This window comes from Kosakonia sp. H7A, from assembly GCF_003028445.1.
In the GTDB taxonomy this organism is placed as follows: domain Bacteria; phylum Pseudomonadota; class Gammaproteobacteria; order Enterobacterales; family Enterobacteriaceae; genus Kosakonia; species Kosakonia radicincitans.
This window is the reverse complement of the sequence record NZ_PYTZ01000008.1, coordinates 162,295-179,526: the sequence shown is the minus strand read 5'-3', so window position 1 is coordinate 179,526 and position 17,232 is coordinate 162,295. Positions and strand designations below refer to the sequence as shown.

Annotated in this window: 16 protein-coding genes; 12 read left to right on the top strand and 4 right to left on the bottom strand. The window is 57.1% G+C overall.

Annotation, left to right across the window (positions count from 1 at the left end; all coding sequences use genetic code 11):
* Nucleotides 1-8 precede the first annotated feature (8 nt).
* Together CWM66_RS22400 and CWM66_RS22395 are read left to right on the top strand one after the other, a co-directional pair.
* Nucleotides 9-560: a sigma-70 family RNA polymerase sigma factor gene (locus CWM66_RS22400; RefSeq protein WP_007370612.1), complete on the top strand. Its 552-nt coding sequence runs from the start codon at nt 9-11 to the stop codon at nt 558-560.
* Nucleotides 547-1,185, top strand: a complete 639-nt coding sequence (locus CWM66_RS22395; protein WP_107147311.1) for a DUF1109 domain-containing protein — start codon at nt 547-549, stop codon at nt 1,183-1,185. Before CWM66_RS22400 ends, CWM66_RS22395 begins: the two co-directional genes overlap by 14 nt.
* On the opposite strand, the gene CWM66_RS22390 is transcribed toward CWM66_RS22395, so the two are convergent.
* The 3 genes from CWM66_RS22390 to CWM66_RS22380 all read right to left on the bottom strand — a co-directional run bounded on the left by CWM66_RS22390 (nt 1,174) and on the right by CWM66_RS22380 (nt 5,179).
* Nucleotides 1,174-2,256 carry an ABC transporter ATP-binding protein gene (locus tag CWM66_RS22390; protein WP_007370610.1) on the bottom strand — a complete coding sequence of 361 codons (1,083 nt, stop codon included), beginning with the start codon at nt 2,254-2,256 and terminating at the stop codon, nt 1,174-1,176. The two genes, CWM66_RS22395 and CWM66_RS22390, sit on opposite strands and share 12 nt — an antisense overlap.
* Complete coding sequence (locus tag CWM66_RS22385; RefSeq protein ID WP_007370609.1) at nt 2,249-4,018, bottom strand: iron ABC transporter permease; 1,770 nt, start codon at nt 4,016-4,018, stop codon at nt 2,249-2,251. The genes CWM66_RS22390 and CWM66_RS22385 overlap by 8 nt, the downstream gene beginning before the upstream one ends.
* Nucleotides 4,019-4,090: 72 nt before the next feature.
* Nucleotides 4,091-5,179: an ABC transporter substrate-binding protein gene (locus CWM66_RS22380; RefSeq protein WP_007370608.1), complete on the bottom strand. Its 1,089-nt coding sequence runs from the start codon at nt 5,177-5,179 to the stop codon at nt 4,091-4,093.
* Between the two features lie 333 nt (nt 5,180-5,512).
* Between CWM66_RS22380 and CWM66_RS22375 the strand changes: the two genes are divergently transcribed.
* The 5 genes from CWM66_RS22375 to phnE (CWM66_RS22355) all read left to right on the top strand — a co-directional run bounded on the left by CWM66_RS22375 (nt 5,513) and on the right by phnE (CWM66_RS22355) (nt 9,940).
* Nucleotides 5,513-6,133 (top strand): hypothetical protein, encoded by a 621-nt coding sequence (locus CWM66_RS22375; RefSeq protein ID WP_007370607.1) that lies wholly within the window; start codon nt 5,513-5,515, stop codon nt 6,131-6,133.
* 155 nt (nt 6,134-6,288) lie between these two features.
* Entirely contained in the window at nt 6,289-7,134 is an 846-nt protein-coding gene (phnC, locus tag CWM66_RS22370) for a phosphonate ABC transporter ATP-binding protein (RefSeq protein WP_090398506.1), read from the top strand.
* A 35-nt stretch (nt 7,135-7,169) separates the two neighbouring features.
* Nucleotides 7,170-8,111, top strand: coding sequence for a phosphonate ABC transporter substrate-binding protein (phnD, locus tag CWM66_RS22365; protein WP_035890112.1), 942 nt, complete (start codon nt 7,170-7,172; stop codon nt 8,109-8,111).
* Nucleotides 8,112-8,189: 78 nt separating this feature from the next.
* On the top strand, nt 8,190-9,062 hold the full coding sequence (gene phnE / locus CWM66_RS22360; RefSeq protein WP_007370603.1) for a phosphonate ABC transporter, permease protein PhnE: 873 nt from the start codon (nt 8,190-8,192) through the stop codon (nt 9,060-9,062).
* Entirely contained in the window at nt 9,059-9,940 is an 882-nt protein-coding gene (gene phnE / locus CWM66_RS22355; RefSeq protein ID WP_007370602.1) for a phosphonate ABC transporter, permease protein PhnE, read from the top strand. The genes phnE (CWM66_RS22360) and phnE (CWM66_RS22355) overlap by 4 nt, the downstream gene beginning before the upstream one ends.
* Here phnE (CWM66_RS22355) and CWM66_RS22350 read toward each other — a convergent pair.
* Nucleotides 9,927-10,598 (bottom strand): HAD family phosphatase, encoded by a 672-nt coding sequence (locus CWM66_RS22350; RefSeq protein ID WP_007370601.1) that lies wholly within the window; start codon nt 10,596-10,598, stop codon nt 9,927-9,929. The two genes, phnE (CWM66_RS22355) and CWM66_RS22350, sit on opposite strands and share 14 nt — an antisense overlap.
* 127 nt (nt 10,599-10,725) lie before the next feature.
* On the opposite strand from CWM66_RS22350, the gene CWM66_RS22345 reads away from it, so the two are divergent.
* The 5 genes from CWM66_RS22345 (at nt 10,726) to CWM66_RS22325 (ending at nt 17,223) form a co-directional block, all read left to right on the top strand.
* Nucleotides 10,726-11,652: an aminoimidazole riboside kinase gene (locus CWM66_RS22345; protein WP_035890115.1), complete on the top strand. Its 927-nt coding sequence runs from the start codon at nt 10,726-10,728 to the stop codon at nt 11,650-11,652.
* Nucleotides 11,653-11,809: 157 nt separating this feature from the next.
* On the top strand, nt 11,810-13,327 hold the full coding sequence (locus CWM66_RS22340; RefSeq protein WP_035890143.1) for a carbohydrate porin: 1,518 nt from the start codon (nt 11,810-11,812) through the stop codon (nt 13,325-13,327).
* A gap of 76 nt (nt 13,328-13,403) precedes the next feature.
* Nucleotides 13,404-14,774 carry a sucrose-specific PTS transporter subunit IIBC gene (locus CWM66_RS22335; protein WP_035890117.1) on the top strand — a complete coding sequence of 457 codons (1,371 nt, stop codon included), beginning with the start codon at nt 13,404-13,406 and terminating at the stop codon, nt 14,772-14,774.
* Nucleotides 14,774-16,183, top strand: a complete 1,410-nt coding sequence (locus CWM66_RS22330) for a sucrose-6-phosphate hydrolase (protein WP_107147310.1) — start codon at nt 14,774-14,776, stop codon at nt 16,181-16,183. Before CWM66_RS22335 ends, CWM66_RS22330 begins: the two co-directional genes overlap by 1 nt.
* 29 nt (nt 16,184-16,212) lie before the next feature.
* Entirely contained in the window at nt 16,213-17,223 is a 1,011-nt protein-coding gene (locus CWM66_RS22325) for a substrate-binding domain-containing protein (RefSeq protein ID WP_035890121.1), read from the top strand.
* The last annotated feature ends 9 nt before the right edge of the window (nt 17,224-17,232 follow it).

Here is a 17,232-nt window from a genome sequence, read left to right as displayed (position 1 = left end):
GGCGGATTATGCAAAAAAGTGAGGCAGCGCGTGACGAATGGCCACGCCTGATGGCGCTTGCGCAGGCAGGCGACCAGCAGGCTTACACGCGGCTGCTGAAAGCGCTGGTGCCCGTTATCCGCACGCTTGCCCGCAGGCAGATTGCCGACGAGGTGCTGGTGGATGATGTGATTCAGGATGTGCTGCTCACCGTGCACCGGGTGCGTCATACCTACGATCCCAGCGCCCCTTTCCTGCCGTGGCTGATGGCGATTGCTCATGCCCGCACCGTCGATGCACTGCGCAAACGCGGTCGCCACTGGCAGCGGGAAGTGGAAAGCGAGGACGCATCACTGCTGATTGCCAGCAGCGAGCCATCGCAGGCGCCGGAAGAGCTGTCGGCGCTGCTGAATCAGTTACCGGACCGCCAGCGGCAGGTGATTGAGCATGTTCATCTGCGGGAGATGAGCCTTGCGGAAACCGCGACGCACAATAACCTGACGGTCTCCGCCGTGAAGTCATTGCTGCATCGCGCCCTGAATAATCTTCGTCGGTTGGGAGCACATCATGGCCGATCATGACCTGTTAATTGAGAAGTTAAGCCGCTCCATCGCGCCGGTAAAACGCCCCTGGCAACCTGGCTTGCGCGTGATTGCCTGGCTGGCGACGGCGTTACCGTGCGGTATTGCCGCCAGCTTATTGCTGAACAGAACCCTGACCGACTGGTCGCAGAGCGGCGCGGCGTGGGTTATCGTGCAGTTGCTGTTGACCTTTGTTGCCGGAACGCTGGCGATTCGTAATGCTTTTTTGCTGAGCATTGCCGGGCAGCAGCCGCTTGGCTGGAAGTGGTTTGCGCCGCTGTTTAGCATCTGGTTCGCCAGCACGCTGAGTAATCTGCACCTGCACTACTCGCAGGCTTCTGCCACCAGCGTTGAAGGGCCGAATTGCTATCTGTTTATGCTGGTGGTCAGCGCGCCAATGATGGCGATTGTGATTGGTTATCTGCACCGCACCCGATCGCTGTTCCCGGCGCGGAGCCTGGCAGTGGCGGGCGCGGGCGTGGCCTGTATGGCGCTGACGTTGCTGGCGTTTTGCCATCCGGCGCACCTCAGCGCGCCGGATCTGTTAATGCATTTCGCCGCCATTTTGACCATTATCGCCGGCACCATTGCGCTGGGTTACCGCTGGGTGGCGTTACCCTGGTGAACCGCTTTTCGGGAAGATCCATAGCTGTTCGGCGGGCAGCACCAGGCGGTAATTCTGCTCGCTGCGCGGCTGAGTACCGTAAACGCGCAGCACAAAATCATCCCCCTGCGTGCGGAACAGATATTCCCAGCGGTCGCCAAGATACATGCTGGTAAGCATCGGCAGCTCCAGCGAGTTGTCCTGCGGTTGATCGCTTAACCGCAGGCTTTCCACGCGGATCACTGCCGTCGCTGGTTGGCCCACCTCGACGCCCGGCCCGGCCACGCCCCACAACGCCCAGCGCGCACCTTCAATACGCGCCTTGCCGTTCACCACCTCGGTAATGTTGCCATGCAGGCGGTTATTGCTGCCCATAAATTCAGCGGTAAACAGCGTTGAGGGCGTGCTGTACATCTCCTGCGGTGTGCCCTGCTGTTCGATAACGCCATTGTTCAGCAGCAGGATGCGATCCGAAATCGCCATCGCTTCATTCTGATCGTGCGTTACCATCAGCGCCGATAAACCGAGTTTGACGATCAGCTCGCGCAGGAATACCCGCGCCTCTTCACGCAGCTTGGCATCGAGGTTTGACAGCGGCTCATCCAGCAAAATAACCGGCGGGTTATAGACCAGCGCCCGGCCAATCGCCACGCGCTGCTGCTGGCCGCCGGAGAGTTGATGCGGGTGGCGTTTGCCCAGCGTTCCCAGCCCGAGTTGATCCAGCACCGTTTGCACCCGCTGAGCGATCTCCGCCGACGCCACTTTACGCAGTTTCAGCGGATACGCCACATTCTCGAATACCGTTTTATGCGGCCACAAGGCGTAAGACTGGAACACCAGCCCCAGATTGCGCTCCTCGGCGGGCACTTCACTGCGCGGATTGCCGTCGTACACCACATTGCTGCCAATGGTGATGCGCCCCTGGCTCGGTTTTTCCAGCCCGGCGACGGCGCGCAGCAGCGTGGTTTTACCGCTTCCGGAAGGGCCAAGCAGCGAAACAACTTCGCCCCGTTTCAGTTGCATGGAGACGCCTTTCAGTACCGGATTGTCGCCATAGGTCAGATGCAGATTATCTACAGCCAGCTCAATCATGTAATTTCACTCCAAAGCGCAGGGCCACGCCAAGACCGATGACCACCAGCAGAATATTGATAAACGACAGGGCAGCGACGATATCGATCGCGCCCGCCGCCCACAGCGACACCAGCATCGAGCCGATGGTTTCCGTCCCCGGAGAAAGCAGGTAAACGCCGGTTGAGTATTCACGCTCAAAAATCAGGAACATCAGTAGCCAGGAGCCGATCAAACCGTAGCGCGACAGTGGCACCGTGACGTGACGGGTTACCTGCCCGCGCGACGCACCAGTGCTGCGCGCCGCCTCTTCCAGCTCCGGCCCGACCTGCAACAACGTGGAGGAGATCAAGCGCAGACCGTACGCCATCCACACCACGGTATAGGCCAGCCAGACGCTGAAGATGGTGGTGCGCAATGAACGTAGCCAGACGATCAGGTTGTCGCGCAGCCACTGCGCCACCGGCAGCCCCGAGAGCCAGCCGTTTTTCAGCGACTGATCCAGCCACATCGGCAGGAAAAGGAACACCCATAAGAACGCCAGCCCCGCCAGCAGCCCAGGCACAGCGCGCGGCACCAGCACGCTATAGTCGAGAAAGCGCGTGACGTTATCCTGCTTGCGGTGCATCGCAATGCCGACGAACAGATAGCAGACCACCGCCAGCACGCCGCCAATCACGCCAATAGCCATTGAGTTGACGATGGCGCGCAGCAGGTTCGGCTGCTGCCAGATACTGCGAAACGTGGAGAGCGAAAACTCGTCCCACAACGAAACGCCGACGCCCCAGTTGGCAATAAACGCCCGCAGCACCACGCCTATCAATGGCACGCCGATGGTCACGGTGAGCCACGCCACCACCACCATTCCTGCCACCCAGCGCCATTTGCCGAGCGGCAGCGCGCGCGCCTGAGAGGCTTTGCCCTTCATGGTGACGAAACGGTTGGCGGTGCGCATCAACCGGCGCTGCAACATCACCAGCGGAATGGTGATGCAAATCAGCACCACGGCCACCGCCGCCATCAGGTGGTACGACGGCGTACCCAGTTTGTTGGTCAACTTATACAGATATGTTGCCAGCACCATGTTGCCTTCGGGATCGCCGAGCACCAGCATCAGGCCGAACACTTCCAGACCGAGGAAAAAGAGCAGCACGCAGGCATACAGAATCGAGGGGCGAACCATCGGCAGGCTGACGGCAGTCATCACCTGAAGTGGCGATGCGCCGACGGTACGCGCCGCCTCTTCAACATCCGAACCGACGCTGCGTAATGCTGACGAAATATAGAGATAAGCGTGCGGCACATGGGTTAAACCGGCAATCACCACAATGCTGAACATCGAGTAGATGTTCCACGGCACAAAACCGATAAGCTCCTCCGCCCAGCGCGAGAAAAAGCCCACCGGCCCGGCGGCAACCACATAGCCAAAACCGAGCACCATCGGCGAGACGAAAATCGGCACCAGAATCAACGGCTCGATAAACCGACGGCCCGGTAAATCAGTGCGTACCATCAGAAAGGCGAGAATACCACCCAGTGGAATCGCAATAATCACCAGCCCGAAAGCCAGAATGAAGCCGGATTTCAGCGCCAGATAAAAATCAGGATCGGTAAAAATAAAGGCAAAGGATTCAAGGCTGAACTCTTTGCTGCGGGCGAAAAAGGGTGCGGAAAGGAAGCTCTGCACCACAATAAATAACAGCGGGATATAAATAACCAGTGCGGTAATTAATACGGTTACGCCACGCGGCAACCCCTGCCATTTTCTGCGCACGATATTCATAAATCATCCCTTTACGCTCTGTCATGCCAACAAAACGTTGTGCATCGCAGCGATGCACAACGGTGATGGAGATTATTTGGCGGCGGCTTCACGCCACTGTTTAATAAATTCCAGACGTTTTTTCGGCTCCAGATATTCCAGCAATGATTCATCCACCGGGATCGGCTTCAGCGCCTGCCCCAGCAGTTTGGTCATGCCATCAATATCGTTTTTGCCTTCAATATCCTGGCGCAGGGAAGGAATATCCGCCTGGTTGGCGAGAATACTCTGCCCTTTTTCCGACAGCACATAGTCAAACCACAGTTTCGCCGCGTTGCTGTGTTCCGCTTCCGCACTGATAAACGACACGCGCGACAGCACCAGCACATAATCTTTCGGGTAAGAGATGCCCAGCGATTTATCCCCTTTAATGCGCGCTTCAGCATACGAGCCAAGGATGTTGTAACCGATCAGGTTTTCACCCGACGAGACGCGCTCCATCATGGTGCCGGTGGAGGATTGCACCGTCAGGCCGCCTTTGGCGATATCCCCCAGATGCGCGAAATAGTCTTTGTCGCTTTTGCTGTCCTGCACGGCGAGCATAAAACCGAGGCCGGACTTTTCAATATCGTAGGTGGTGACTTTATTTTTGAATTTATCGCTCTGCGCGGCGATTAATTTCGCCAGCGCGCTGTGAGAATCGGGAACATCGCCTGCGGGGATCAGCCGTTTATTATAAATAAACACCACCGGTTCATAGGTGGTGCCATAGGCTTTTTGCTGCCACACCGCCCACTTCGGTAATTTCTCTTTTTCTGGTGAAGCATATTCGGCGGCATAATCCGTCGCCAGCTTCAGCGCGGTATCCATCGATGAACTCCAGACCACATCGCCGCTGCCGCTGCCGGAGGCCTGCTCGCTGAGATAGCGGTTATACAGCTCGGTGCTGTTCATATCGTTATATTCGACTTTAATTCCCGGATATTGCTCCTCAAAGCCTTTAATCAGCGGGCCTGCAGCTTTGGTATCCGTTGTCGAATAGATAACGACTTTGCCCTCTTTCGTCCCGGCATCGACGATTTTCTGATACTCCGCCGGATAGCCCGCAGGCACCGCCGCCAGCGCAGAGCCAGCAAATACGGTGGCCAGAACGGCGGCCAGCGTTGCAATCTTCCCTTCCATACAACCCCCAGGTATTGTTTTTGAAACACAAAATTAACATATAGACCGTGCGCCAACCGATGCAATAAAGTTGCTTGTTTTTTCTGACTTTTGTGACGGTGACGTGATTTAAATATATGCTGTTTCCGCGCGGAAAATAGCAGGCAAAAAAACCGTAAATATCCGCTTAATATCATGCTCTGTCCGCCTTCTCGTGCCGAAAAATAGCCAGAAAGAAGAAAATAACGTCGTGTGAAATAACGTAAAAATACCCCGTTTAGTGTCTTATATCGCCCCATCGATATACCGATACAAGCGTATGCTGACCGCAAACTTTCAGGAGATCACAACGCAATGGCAGCAGTGGCAACGGACGTTATCAGCGGCGCAATCATTTCCGGGATTGAGAAAGCGCATGAAGATTACCGGAAAATGTCAGGTGGATACTGGGTGTGGACAGCCGCGGAGTACATGCTGACCACCTATATCGCCAAAGAGTTGAGCGAAATGGAAGGGGCGAAATTCGTTACCATCGAGAGTAATGGCAGCAGTTCGATGGAACATGCGCAGGCTATCGCGCCTGGCCCCAAACCTCTTAAAGCGCGGCTGAATGGGCGCTTTGATATTCTGCTGTGGTGGGGAAAATCCCAGCCGCGCGCCGTTATTGAAGTGAAAAACCAGCCCGGCGGCCCCTCCACCTGGTATCACGATATCGAGCGTATTACCTCAGTGCTGAAAATCAGCCGCGAAACCTCTTCCATTAAATTTGGCGCCTTCGCCTATTACTACTCCGCCGCCGACGGTGAGTTGCTTAGCGGTGCGGAGAAGGTGTCGCAGAAATTTGCGCGCGTGGAAGACTACGTACGGAAACAGATCGCTGACCGTTATCACGTTTACCAGGTCACTTCGGAAATTCATGACGAAGGGGTAGAAGGCGCCTGGGGCGCAGCGTGTCTGATTATCCGCATGATATAAACATCGCCTCAGCTACCCGCCACCGCAGCCTGCGGTGGCCTGCCCAACCTTAAGCGAAACCTTCGCGTTCATTATTTGTTCGCCTGTTCGTCATAAAACGATCATCTGTTGTGCCGTTAATGGTCGCCAGTTGAATGACAAAAACCGGAAGACTTATGAACAGCGCGTTGGCAGAACTTTCTGAACACCCCTATTCGCCTCTGCATCAATTAAACACCGTGCCGAAACAAAAGGTGCTGAGCGTCAGGAACTTGCGCAAATCATATAACGAGCATCAGACCGTGCTGGACGATATCAGTTTCGATCTGCACAGCGGCGAGATGGTCGGCGTGATTGGCCGTTCCGGCGCGGGTAAATCAACGCTTTTACATGTAATGAATGGCACGCACAGCGCCAGCGCTGGCGAGATCTTAAGTTACACCGATGATGAAGGCGAGCCGCGTGATGTCTCACGTCTGAAAGGCCGTGCGCTCAATCAGTGGCGCAGCCAGTGCGGCATGATTTTCCAGGACTTCTGCCTCGTTCCGCGCCTGGATGTGCTGACCAACGTGTTGCTTGGGCGTCTGAGCCAGACATCAACGCTAAAATCGCTGTTTAAAGTTTTCACCGACGAAGACCGCGCGAAAGCCATCGCCCTGCTCGAATGGCTGAACATGCTGCCGCATGCGTTACAGCGTGCAGAGACGCTCTCCGGCGGGCAGATGCAGCGCGTGGCGATTTGCCGGGCGCTGATCCAGAACCCCTCGTTATTACTGGCGGACGAACCTGTCGCTTCGCTGGATCCGAAAAATACCCAGCGCATCATGGACGTGCTGCGCGAAGTGAGCCAGCAGGGCATCAGCGTGATGGTCAACCTGCACTCTGTTGAGCTGGTGAAAGAGTACTGCACGCGGGTTATCGGCGTGGCGCAGGGACGCATTATTTTCGATGACCACCCTTCCCGGCTGACACAGGATGTTCTGCACGTGCTGTACGGCGATGAAATCAGCCAATTGCATTAATTATTCCTTCCAATGAGACAACACAGGCAATGACAATGAAAAACCCTATTTCTGGCGCATTACGTTTATCTGCATTGATGACAGGTCTTCTGTTGGCATGGCAGGCCTCTGCCGCTGAGCAGCCGAAGGAATTGAATCTGGGGATTCTGGGCGGGCAGAACGCGACCCAGCAAATCGGCGATAACCAGTGTGTGAAAGAGTTTCTCGATAAAGAGCTGAACGTCGATACCAAACTGCGCAACTCCTCTGACTACTCCGGTGTGATCCAGGGGCTGCTGGGCGGGAAAGTTGACGTGGTACTGAGCATGTCGCCTTCCTCTTACGCCTCGGTGTATATCAACAACCCGAAAGCGGTCGATATCGTGGGCATCGCCGTTGACGATAAAGATCAATCGCGCGGTTACCACTCCGTGGTGATCGTGAAAGCCGACAGCCCGTACAAAAAGCTGGAAGATCTGAAAGGCAAAGCGTTCGGCTTTGCGGACCCGGATTCCACCTCCGGCTACCTGATCCCGAACTACGCGTTCAAACAGAAGTTCGGCGGCAATGCCGACAACAAATACAACAACTACTTCTCCAGCGTTACCTTCTCTGGCGGTCATGAGCAGGACATCCTCGGCGTGCTGAACGGCCAGTTCGCGGGCGCGGTCACCTGGACGTCAATGGTTGGCGATTATAATACCGGCTACAGCACGGGCGCCTTTAACCGCCTGATCCGCATGGATCACCCGAATCTGATGAAAGAGATCCGCATCATCTGGGAATCGACGCTGATCCCGAACGGCCCGATTCTGGTGAGCAACAGCCTGCCGGCGGATTTCAAAGCCAAAGTCATTACCGCCGTGAAGAAACTGGATACCGATAATCACGCCTGCTTCGTGAAAGCGATGGGCGGCACGCAGCATATCGGCCCGGGCAGCGTGGACGATTTCAAACAGATTATCGAGATGAAACGCGAGCTGGTAACTGCACGTTAATCGGCACGCCATGAAATAAGCCCCTGCGTCGCACCAGGGGCTTTTATTCGATTGTCATACAGGACGCTATTGCAACGCATGAACACGTCGAATACGCAGTTTGAGCACTATTACCAGCAGGTCAGAGCGCGCCAGAAGCGCGACACTGTGGCCTGGTCGTTACTACTGCTGGCGCTCTGGTTTGCCGCCGGGAACGCCGCCGAATTTAATATTTTTACCATCTGGCACTCACTGCCCAACTTCCTCGATTACATGCTGGAAACCGTGCCGACGCTGCACTGGTCTGTGCTTTTTGCCGACAGCCACACCAAAGGCTCGCTGGCGTATTGGGGTTATCGCCTGCCGATTCAGTTACCGCTGATTTGGGAGACTCTGCAACTGGCGCTGGCCTCAACGCTATTCTCTTTTGTCATCGCTGGCGTGCTGGCTTTTCTGGCAGCGGGCAACACCTGGTCGCCACCGCCGGTACGTTTTGCCATTCGCGCGCTGGTGGCGTTTTTGCGCACCATGCCGGAGCTGGCGTGGGCGGTCATTTTCGTGATGGCATTTGGCATTGGCGCGATTCCCGGTTTCCTCGCGCTAGCGCTGCACACCGTCGGCAGCCTGACCAAAATGTTTTATGAAGCGGTGGAAAGCACGCAGGATCGCCCGGTACGCGGGCTGGCCGCCTGCGGCGCCACGCATCTGCAACGCATCCGCTTCGCGCTGTGGCCGCAGGTCAAACCGATTTTTCTCTCCTACGGTTTTATGCGCCTGGAGATTAACTTCCGCTCCTCCACCATTCTCGGTCTGGTTGGCGCAGGCGGCATCGGCCAGGAGCTGATGACCAATATCAAACTCGACCGCTACGATCAGGTCAGCATTACACTACTGCTGATCATCATTGTGGTTTCGGCGCTCGATACCCTCTCTGGCCGTTTGCGCCAGTGGGTGCTGGAGGGGACAAAATGACAAGCTGGCAAGCCGTACCGAATGTGACCTTAAGCCGGAAACTGCACAGTGATTTGTTCAAAGCGCAGGGGCGCTATCTGCGCCGTCTCGGCCTGATCGCGCTGGCCGCTGCGCTCTATTATCTGTGGTTTTTTATGCAGTTCGGCATTCCGCTCGATCAGGCACTTAACGGCATGCAGCAGATTGGCCGCTATCTGCTGCGCATGTTTGTCTGGCACGATTTCCTCAACTGGCCATTTGGCTACTATTTCTCGCAGATTGGCATCACGCTGGCGATTGTTTTCGCCGGTACGCTCACCGCCACCATGCTGGCGTTACTGCTCTCATTCCTTGCCGCACGCAACATCATGCGCGGCGGGTTTCTCGGTGCGGTGGCGTTTTGTATGCGTCGCCTGTTCGATATTCTGCGCGGCATCGATATGGCGATCTGGGGGCTGATTTTTGTGCGTGCCGTTGGTCTCGGGCCGCTGGCCGGGGTACTGGCAATCATCATGCAGGATACCGGTCTGCTTGGCCGTCTGTATGCGGAAAGCCATGAAGCGGTGGATCGTTCGCCGGGACGCGGTATGACGGCTGTCGGCGCGAGCGGCCTGCAAAAGCACCGTTTCAGCACCTTTACCCAGTCATTCCCGACCTTCCTCGCGCTGAGCCTTTATCAGATCGAGTCCAACACCCGTTCGGCGGCGGTGCTGGGGTTTGTCGGCGCGGGCGGTATCGGTCTGATTTATGCCGAAAACATGCGGCTATGGAACTGGGATGTGGTGATGTTTATCACTGTGATTCTGGTCGCGGTGGTGATGCTGATGGATATGGCATCGGCCTGGCTGCGCCGACGCTATATTATCGGTAAACCGGTGCCGCTGTTTAAGCCAGAGTAAGCTGCCAGTTAAGTTGCGGCCAGCGGCGCAGTTCTCCTTGCGCCGCCAGTTGCGGGCAGGGATTCACCATAAACACGTGGTTGGCGTATTCGCAGAGCGGCAAATCGTTAATCGAGTCGGTGTAAAACGTCACCTCCCCACGATGCTGCGGGTGATGAACAAGGAAGTTTTCCAGGCAGGTAATTTTGCCCTGCTGATAGCTCGGCGTACCGTCGATGACCCCCGTGTAGCGCCCGTTATCGGTTTTCACCTCCACGCCAATCGCGTGCTCAATGCCCAGCACTGGCGCAATCGCCTTCACCAGTAAACTGACCGACGCGGAGATAATCAGCATCGCCTGGTTGCTGGCCTGCAATTCCCTGATTAACGCCAGCGCCTGCGGGTAGATGCGCGGCACAATCTCCGTTTCCACACACCGCGCCACCATGCTATCCACCAGCGCCACCGGGAAATCGCGCAGCGGCGACATGGTCAGCGCCACATACTCGTGCAGATTCATTTCGCCACGCGCGTAATCCTGCATCATCCGCTCTTCATGGTGCAAATATTCCGCGCCATCGGCAAAACCTTCACGCACCAGGTAGCGGCTCCATAGCGTGCTACTGTCACCAGAAATCAAGGTGTTATCGAGATCGAAAACGTACAGCGGTTGCGGCATTGTTGCGTCCAGAGTAAGGAAACCCGCCCTGCACCTTAGCAAAAAAAGATGACAACTTAACGATGCAGTTGATTTGCTAAACCGGTTTAGTTAAGTTTTAGCGATTATTTTAAAGCGGGAGAGAGTTATGTCAGCACGAGTCTGGTGTCTGGGCGACGCCGTGGTCGATTTACTGCCGGAAGGCGCAGGGCGCTTGTTGCAGTGTCCCGGCGGCGCACCAGCGAATGTGGCGGTCGGTATTGCGCGTTTGCAGGGAAACAGCGGTTTTATCGGCCGCGTCGGTGACGATCCTTTTGGTCATTTTATGCGTCAAACCCTCGACGCCGAACAGGTGAATACCGCGTTTATGTCTGCCGATCCGGCGCAGCGCACCTCCACGGTGATAGTCGCGCTCGATGAAGGGGGTGAGCGCTCATTTACCTTTATGGTACGACCGGGCGCCGATCTGTTTCTCGCTGTGGATGATTTACCCCCCTTTCAGCGCGGCGAATGGTTGCACTGCTGCTCGATTGCGCTCTCTGCTGAACCGTCGCGCAGCACCACGTTTACGGCGATGACGCGCATCCGTGAGGCCGGGGGATTTGTTAGCTTCGACCCGAATATCCGCCACGATCTGTGGGCCGATCCGCAGCAGTTGCACGATGCCCTGAGCCAGGCCTTCACGCTGGCGGACGTGGTAAAACTCTCGGAAGAAGAGCTGGCCTTTTTTAGTGGCCAGGCGGATATCGACGCCAGCATGCAGCAATTGGCCGAACGCTTCGCCATCCCGCTGTTGCTGGTGACGCAGGGTAAAGCAGGCGTCAAAGCCTGCCTGCGCGGCGCGCTCAGCGCCTGGCCGACACAGCCGGTTATCAGCGTCGATACCACCGGCGCGGGAGATGCGTTTGTTGCCGGATTACTGTGGGAGCTGGCGCAGCACGGGCTACCGGATACCCAGGCGCAACTTGGCGAACGTCTTGCCACCGCGCAGCGCTGCGGAGCACTCGCCACCACGGCGAAAGGCGCGATGACCGCCTTGCCCTATCGTCATCAACTGGAAGAACAACCCGTCTGAGTGCCGCTTCGTTTTGCGAGCCGTCTCACAATCACTAAACCGGTTTAGCAAATTTGATTGCGTGATGAAATTAGCCGTGCGTATGATTCATCACCTAAACCGGTTTAGCAAAAAAAACAATCCTGTGATGATAGCTCTTCCTTAGGGATGCAAAATGATGAAAAAAAGCACGCTTGCTGTAACCCTTGGTTTGATATTCAGCTCTGGCGCTGCACTGGCAGCCGATCCCAGCATGAGCAGTATAGAAGCTCGTCTTGCCGCGCTGGAACAGCGTTTACAGGCGGCAGAACAACGCGCAAATGCCGCAGAAACCCGCGCCAAAGCGGCGGAAAAACAGGCGCAGCAACTGGCAACCGCGCAGCAGCAGACGCAAACCACGACCAGCCAGGTTGAGCAGCGCACTGCCAAACTGGAGCAAAAAGCCACCGATGAAGGCGGGTTTGAGTTCCACGGCTACGCCCGCTCCGGCCTGCTGATGAACAACTCCGCTGCTAAAACGCAGGGCGGACCAACGGTGACCCCGGCAGGTGAAACCGGTGGTCATGTCGGTCGCCTGGGTAACGAACCGGATACCTATGTCGAGATGAACCTCGAACATAAACAGACGCTGGCAAACGGCGCAACCACGCGCTTTAAGGTAATGCTGGCCGACGGGCAAAAAACCTATAACGACTGGACAGCCTCCAGCAGCGATCTCAACCTGCGCCAGGCGTTTACCGAAATCGGCCATCTACCGAGCTTCACCGGCGCATTTAAAGACTCCACCGTCTGGGCCGGTAAACGTTTTGACCGCGATAACTTTGATATCCACTGGATCGACTCCGATGTGGTGTTCCTCGCCGGGACCGGCGCAGGGATCTACGACATGAAGTGGAATGATGACACACACAGCAACCTGTCAATTTACGGCCGCACCTTCGGCGACATTGAGAACAGTGAAAACACGGCGCAGAACTATATTCTGTCGCTGAACAACTTCTACGGCCCGCTGCAACTGATGGTCAGTGGCATGCGCGCCAAAGATAACGACGATCGTGTCGATCTCGACGGCAATAAAGTGAAGGGCGATGCCGCGAATACTGGCGTACATGCGCTGCTCGGCCTGCATAACGACAGCTTCTATGGGCTGCGGGAAGGCTCGGCGAAAACCGCCCTGCTCTACGGCCACGGGCTGGGCGCAGAGGTGAAATCAATCGGTTCCGACGGCGCGCTGCTGCCGGAAGCGAACACCTGGCGCCTCGCCAGCTACGGCATCACACCGCTGGGCGGCGGCTGGCATATCGCACCGGCCGTACTGGCGCAAAGCAGTAAAGATCGCTACGTCAAAGGCGACAGTTACCAGTGGGCGACCGCCAACTTGCGCCTGATTCAGGGGATCACCGAAAACTTCGAAATGCAGTACGAAGGCAGCTACCAGTACATGGATCTGCGCCCGGAAGGCTATAACAGCCGTAACGCAGTGAGCGGTAGCTTCTATAAACTGACCGTCGCCCCAACGCTGAAAGCCAGCGACGTCGGCGAATTCCTCAAACGCCCGGAAATCCGCCTGTTCGCCACCTGGATGGACTGGGATCACCGTCTGGATAAGTACGCCAGCGATGATGCCTTTGGCAGCAACGGCTTTAAATCCGGCGGCGAGTGGAACTTCGGCGTCCAAATGGAGACCTGGTTCTAATGAGTTCGGCCCCTGCGGGGTGCGGGGGTCGTCTCAACCGGGTTAACACCACAATAACGAGAAGACAGAGGTTGTTATGGATTTTGCACAAATTGCCCGCGCGCTGCTGCCGCTGCTGGGCGGTAAGGATAATATCGCCAGCGCCGCGCACTGCGCCACGCGCCTGCGCTTAGTGCTGGTGGAAGACGCGAAAGCCGATACCGCGGCGATCGGCAAAATTGACGGCGTGAAAGGCTGTTTTCGTAACGCCGGGCAGTTGCAGATTATTTTCGGCACTGGCGTGGTGAATAAAGTCTACGCCGCGTTTATCGCTGAGGCCGGGATCAACGAATCGAGCAAGTCAGAAGCCGCCGATATTGCTGCGCGCAAGCTTAATCCGTTTCAGCGTATTGCCCGCCTGCTGTCGAATATTTTCGTGCCAATTATCCCGGCGATCGTTGCCTCCGGCTTGCTGATGGGGCTGCTGGGAATGGTGAAAACCTACGGCTGGGTGAACCCGGACAACGCTCTGTACATCATGCTCGACATGTTCAGTTCGGCGGCGTTTATCATTCTGCCAATCCTGATTGGCTTTACCGCCGCCCGCGAGTTTGGCGGTAACCCCTATCTTGGCGCGACACTGGGCGGCATTCTGACGCACCCGGCGCTGACCAACGCCTGGGGCGTGGCGGCGGGCTTCCATACCATGAACTTTTTCGGTATCGAAGTGGCGATGATCGGCTACCAGGGGACCGTTTTCCCGGTGCTGCTGGCCGTGTGGTTTATGAGCCTGCTGGAGAAGCAACTGCGCCGGGTGATCCCGGATGCGCTGGATCTGATCCTGACGCCGTTCCTGACGGTGATTATCTCTGGTTTTATCGCCATGCTGGTTATCGGCCCGGCGGGGCGCGCACTGGGCGACGGCATCTCTTTTGTCCTCAGCACATTGATTAGCCATGCAGGCTGGCTGGCTGGCATGCTGTTCGGCGGGCTCTATTCGGTGATTGTGATTACCGGCGTGCATCACAGTTTTCACGCGATTGAAGCCGGGCTGCTGGGCAATCCATCTATCGGCGTCAACTTCCTGCTGCCGATCTGGGCGATGGCTAACGTCGCGCAGGGCGGTGCCTGTCTGGCGGTGTGGTTTAAAACGAAAGATGCGAAGATCAAAGCCATTACCCTGCCTTCGGCGTTCTCGGCGCTGCTCGGCATCACCGAGGCGGCGATTTTCGGTATTAACCTGCGCTTTGTAAAACCCTTTATCGCCGCGCTTATCGGCGGGGCTGCGGGCGGCGCGTGGGTGGTTTCAGTGCATGTGTATATGACGGCGGTCGGCCTGACGGGCATCCCTGGTATGGCGATTGTGCAGGCCAGCTCGCTGCTCAACTATGTTATTGGGATGGTGATTGCATTTAGCGCCGCGTTTGTTATCTCTTACCTGCTGAAATACAAAACGGACTCCGAATAATGGCTTCAACAACCCTGCTGCCTGCCATGTTGCAGGCAGTAATGAAAGGCCAGCCGAAAGCGCTGGCAGACCCGCACTACCCCGCCTGGCATCTTGCGCCGGTGACCGGGCTGCTTAACGATCCGAACGGTTTTATCCAGTTCGCCGGGCGTTATCATCTGTTCTACCAGTGGAATGCGCTGGGGTGTCAGCACCTGCACAAATGCTGGGCGCACTGGAGTTCGGCGGATTTAGTCCACTGGCAACATGAACCGATCGCGCTGATGCCCGACGAAGAGTATGACCGCAATGGGTGCTACTCCGGCAGCGCCATTGATAACAATGGCGTACTGACGCTGTGCTACACCGGCAACGTGAAGTTTGACGATGGTTCCCGCACCGCGTGGCAGTGCCTGGCGGTACAAAACAGCGACGGCGGTTTCGACAAGCTCGGCCCGGCCATTCCGTTGCCGCACGGCTACACCGGCCATGTGCGCGATCCGAAAGTGTGGCGGCACGACGGGCAATGGTACATGGTGCTGGGCGCGCAGGATTTACAGTTGCAGGGCAAGGTGCTGCTGCTGCGCTCAGAGAATTTGTGGAACTGGCAAAACCTCGGTGAAATCGCCGGTAGCGACCTGAACGGGCTGGGCGATGCGGGCTATATGTGGGAGTGCCCGGATATGTTCACCCTCGGCGACCGCACCTTTCTGATCTGCTGCCCGCAGGGCGTAGCGCGTGAGGAGAAACGCTACCTCAATACCTACCCGAGCGCCTATCTCAGCGGTACGCTGGATTACGCCGGCGCGCAGTATCAGCACGGTGAGTTTGCCGAACTGGATGCCGGGTTTGAGTTTTACGCCCCGCAAACCACGCTCGCCGATGATGGCCGCCGCCTGCTGGTCGGCTGGATGGGCGTACCGGATGGCGAAGAGATGTTACAGCCAACCGTGGCGAATGGCTGGATCCACCAGATGACCTGCCTGCGTGAACTGACTGAACATAACGGTAAGCTCTATCAGCAGCCGGTTGCTGAGCTACAGGCGCTGCGCGGTGAAGAACAGCGCTATCGCGGTACGGCAGAAGCGATGCCTGCGCTGGAGGCAGAGCAACTTGAGCTGGTGCTGGAAAGCGAGGGCGGGTTAACGCTGAATTTCGCCGATACGCTCATTCTCGAATGGCGCGGCGACGAACTGCGTCTGGCCCGTCGCAGCCTGCAAACCGGCGAGTGGCTGTACCGTTACTGGCGCGGCAGCGCGCAGAAGTTGCAGATCCTCTGTGATCGCTCAAGCGTGGAGATCTTTATCAACGAGGGCGAAGGGGTGATGAGCAGCCGCTATTTCCCGACGCATCCGGCGCAATTAACCCTGCGCGGAGGCGCAGAAGTACAGGCCCACTACTGGTCGTTACGTTCTTGCATGGTAGAATAAGTGCTTGTTTCCTTAAACGATGCAAAACCGTGCGAAAAACAAAACGCGTTACCATCAGTGATATCGCTGCGCTGGCCGGGGTGTCGAAAGCCACTGCCAGCCTGGTGCTTAACGGCCGCGGCAAAGAGCTACGCGTGGCGCAGGAGACGCGTGACCGCGTGCTGGCGATCGCCCAACAGCATCACTACCAGCCGAGCATTTATGCCCGTCTGCTGCGCGAAAACCGCAGCCACACGCTGGGGCTGGTGGTGCCGGAAATCACCAACTACGGTTTTGCCGTTTTTTCCCATGAGCTGGAAAACCTCTGCCGCGAAGCCGGTCTGCAACTGCTGATCGCCTGTACCGACGAAAATGCCAGCCAGGAGACAGTGGTGGTCAATAACCTGGTCGCGCGCCAAGTGGATGGCCTGATTGTCGCCTCCAGCATGCAGAGCGACAGCGACTACGTGAAGCTCAGCGAACAGTTGCCGGTGGTGTTGTTTGACCGCCACATCAATGACACTCAGTTGCCGCTGGTGATCACCGATTCGCTGACGCCGACGGCGGATTTAGTCGAACGCCTGGCGCGGGCAAACCCCGATGAAATCTACTTTCTTGGCGGCCAGCCACGGCTTTCTCCCACCAAAGATCGGCTCGCCGGGTTTATGCAGGGGCTGGAGCGTGCGGGCGTAACGCCGCGCCCGGAGTGGATTATTCACGGTAACTACCACCCGAGCAGCGGTTACGAGATGTTCGCCGCGCTGTGCGCCAGGCTGGGTCGCCCGCCGAAGGCGCTGTTTACCGCCGCCTGCGGGCTGCTCGAAGGGGTGCTGCGCTATATGAGCCAGCACCATTTGCTGGAGAGCGACATCCATATCGCCAGCTTTGACGATCATTACCTGTATGATTCGCTGTCGCTGCACATCGACACCGTCGAGCAGAACGTGCCGCGTCTGGCGCAGGATTGCTTCGAGATAATCACCCAAATGATTGAAGGCAACGAACCGGCAATGCCGCAGCGCGTACTGCCAGCGACATTGCGCTGGCGTCATGCACAGTAATGACGGCCC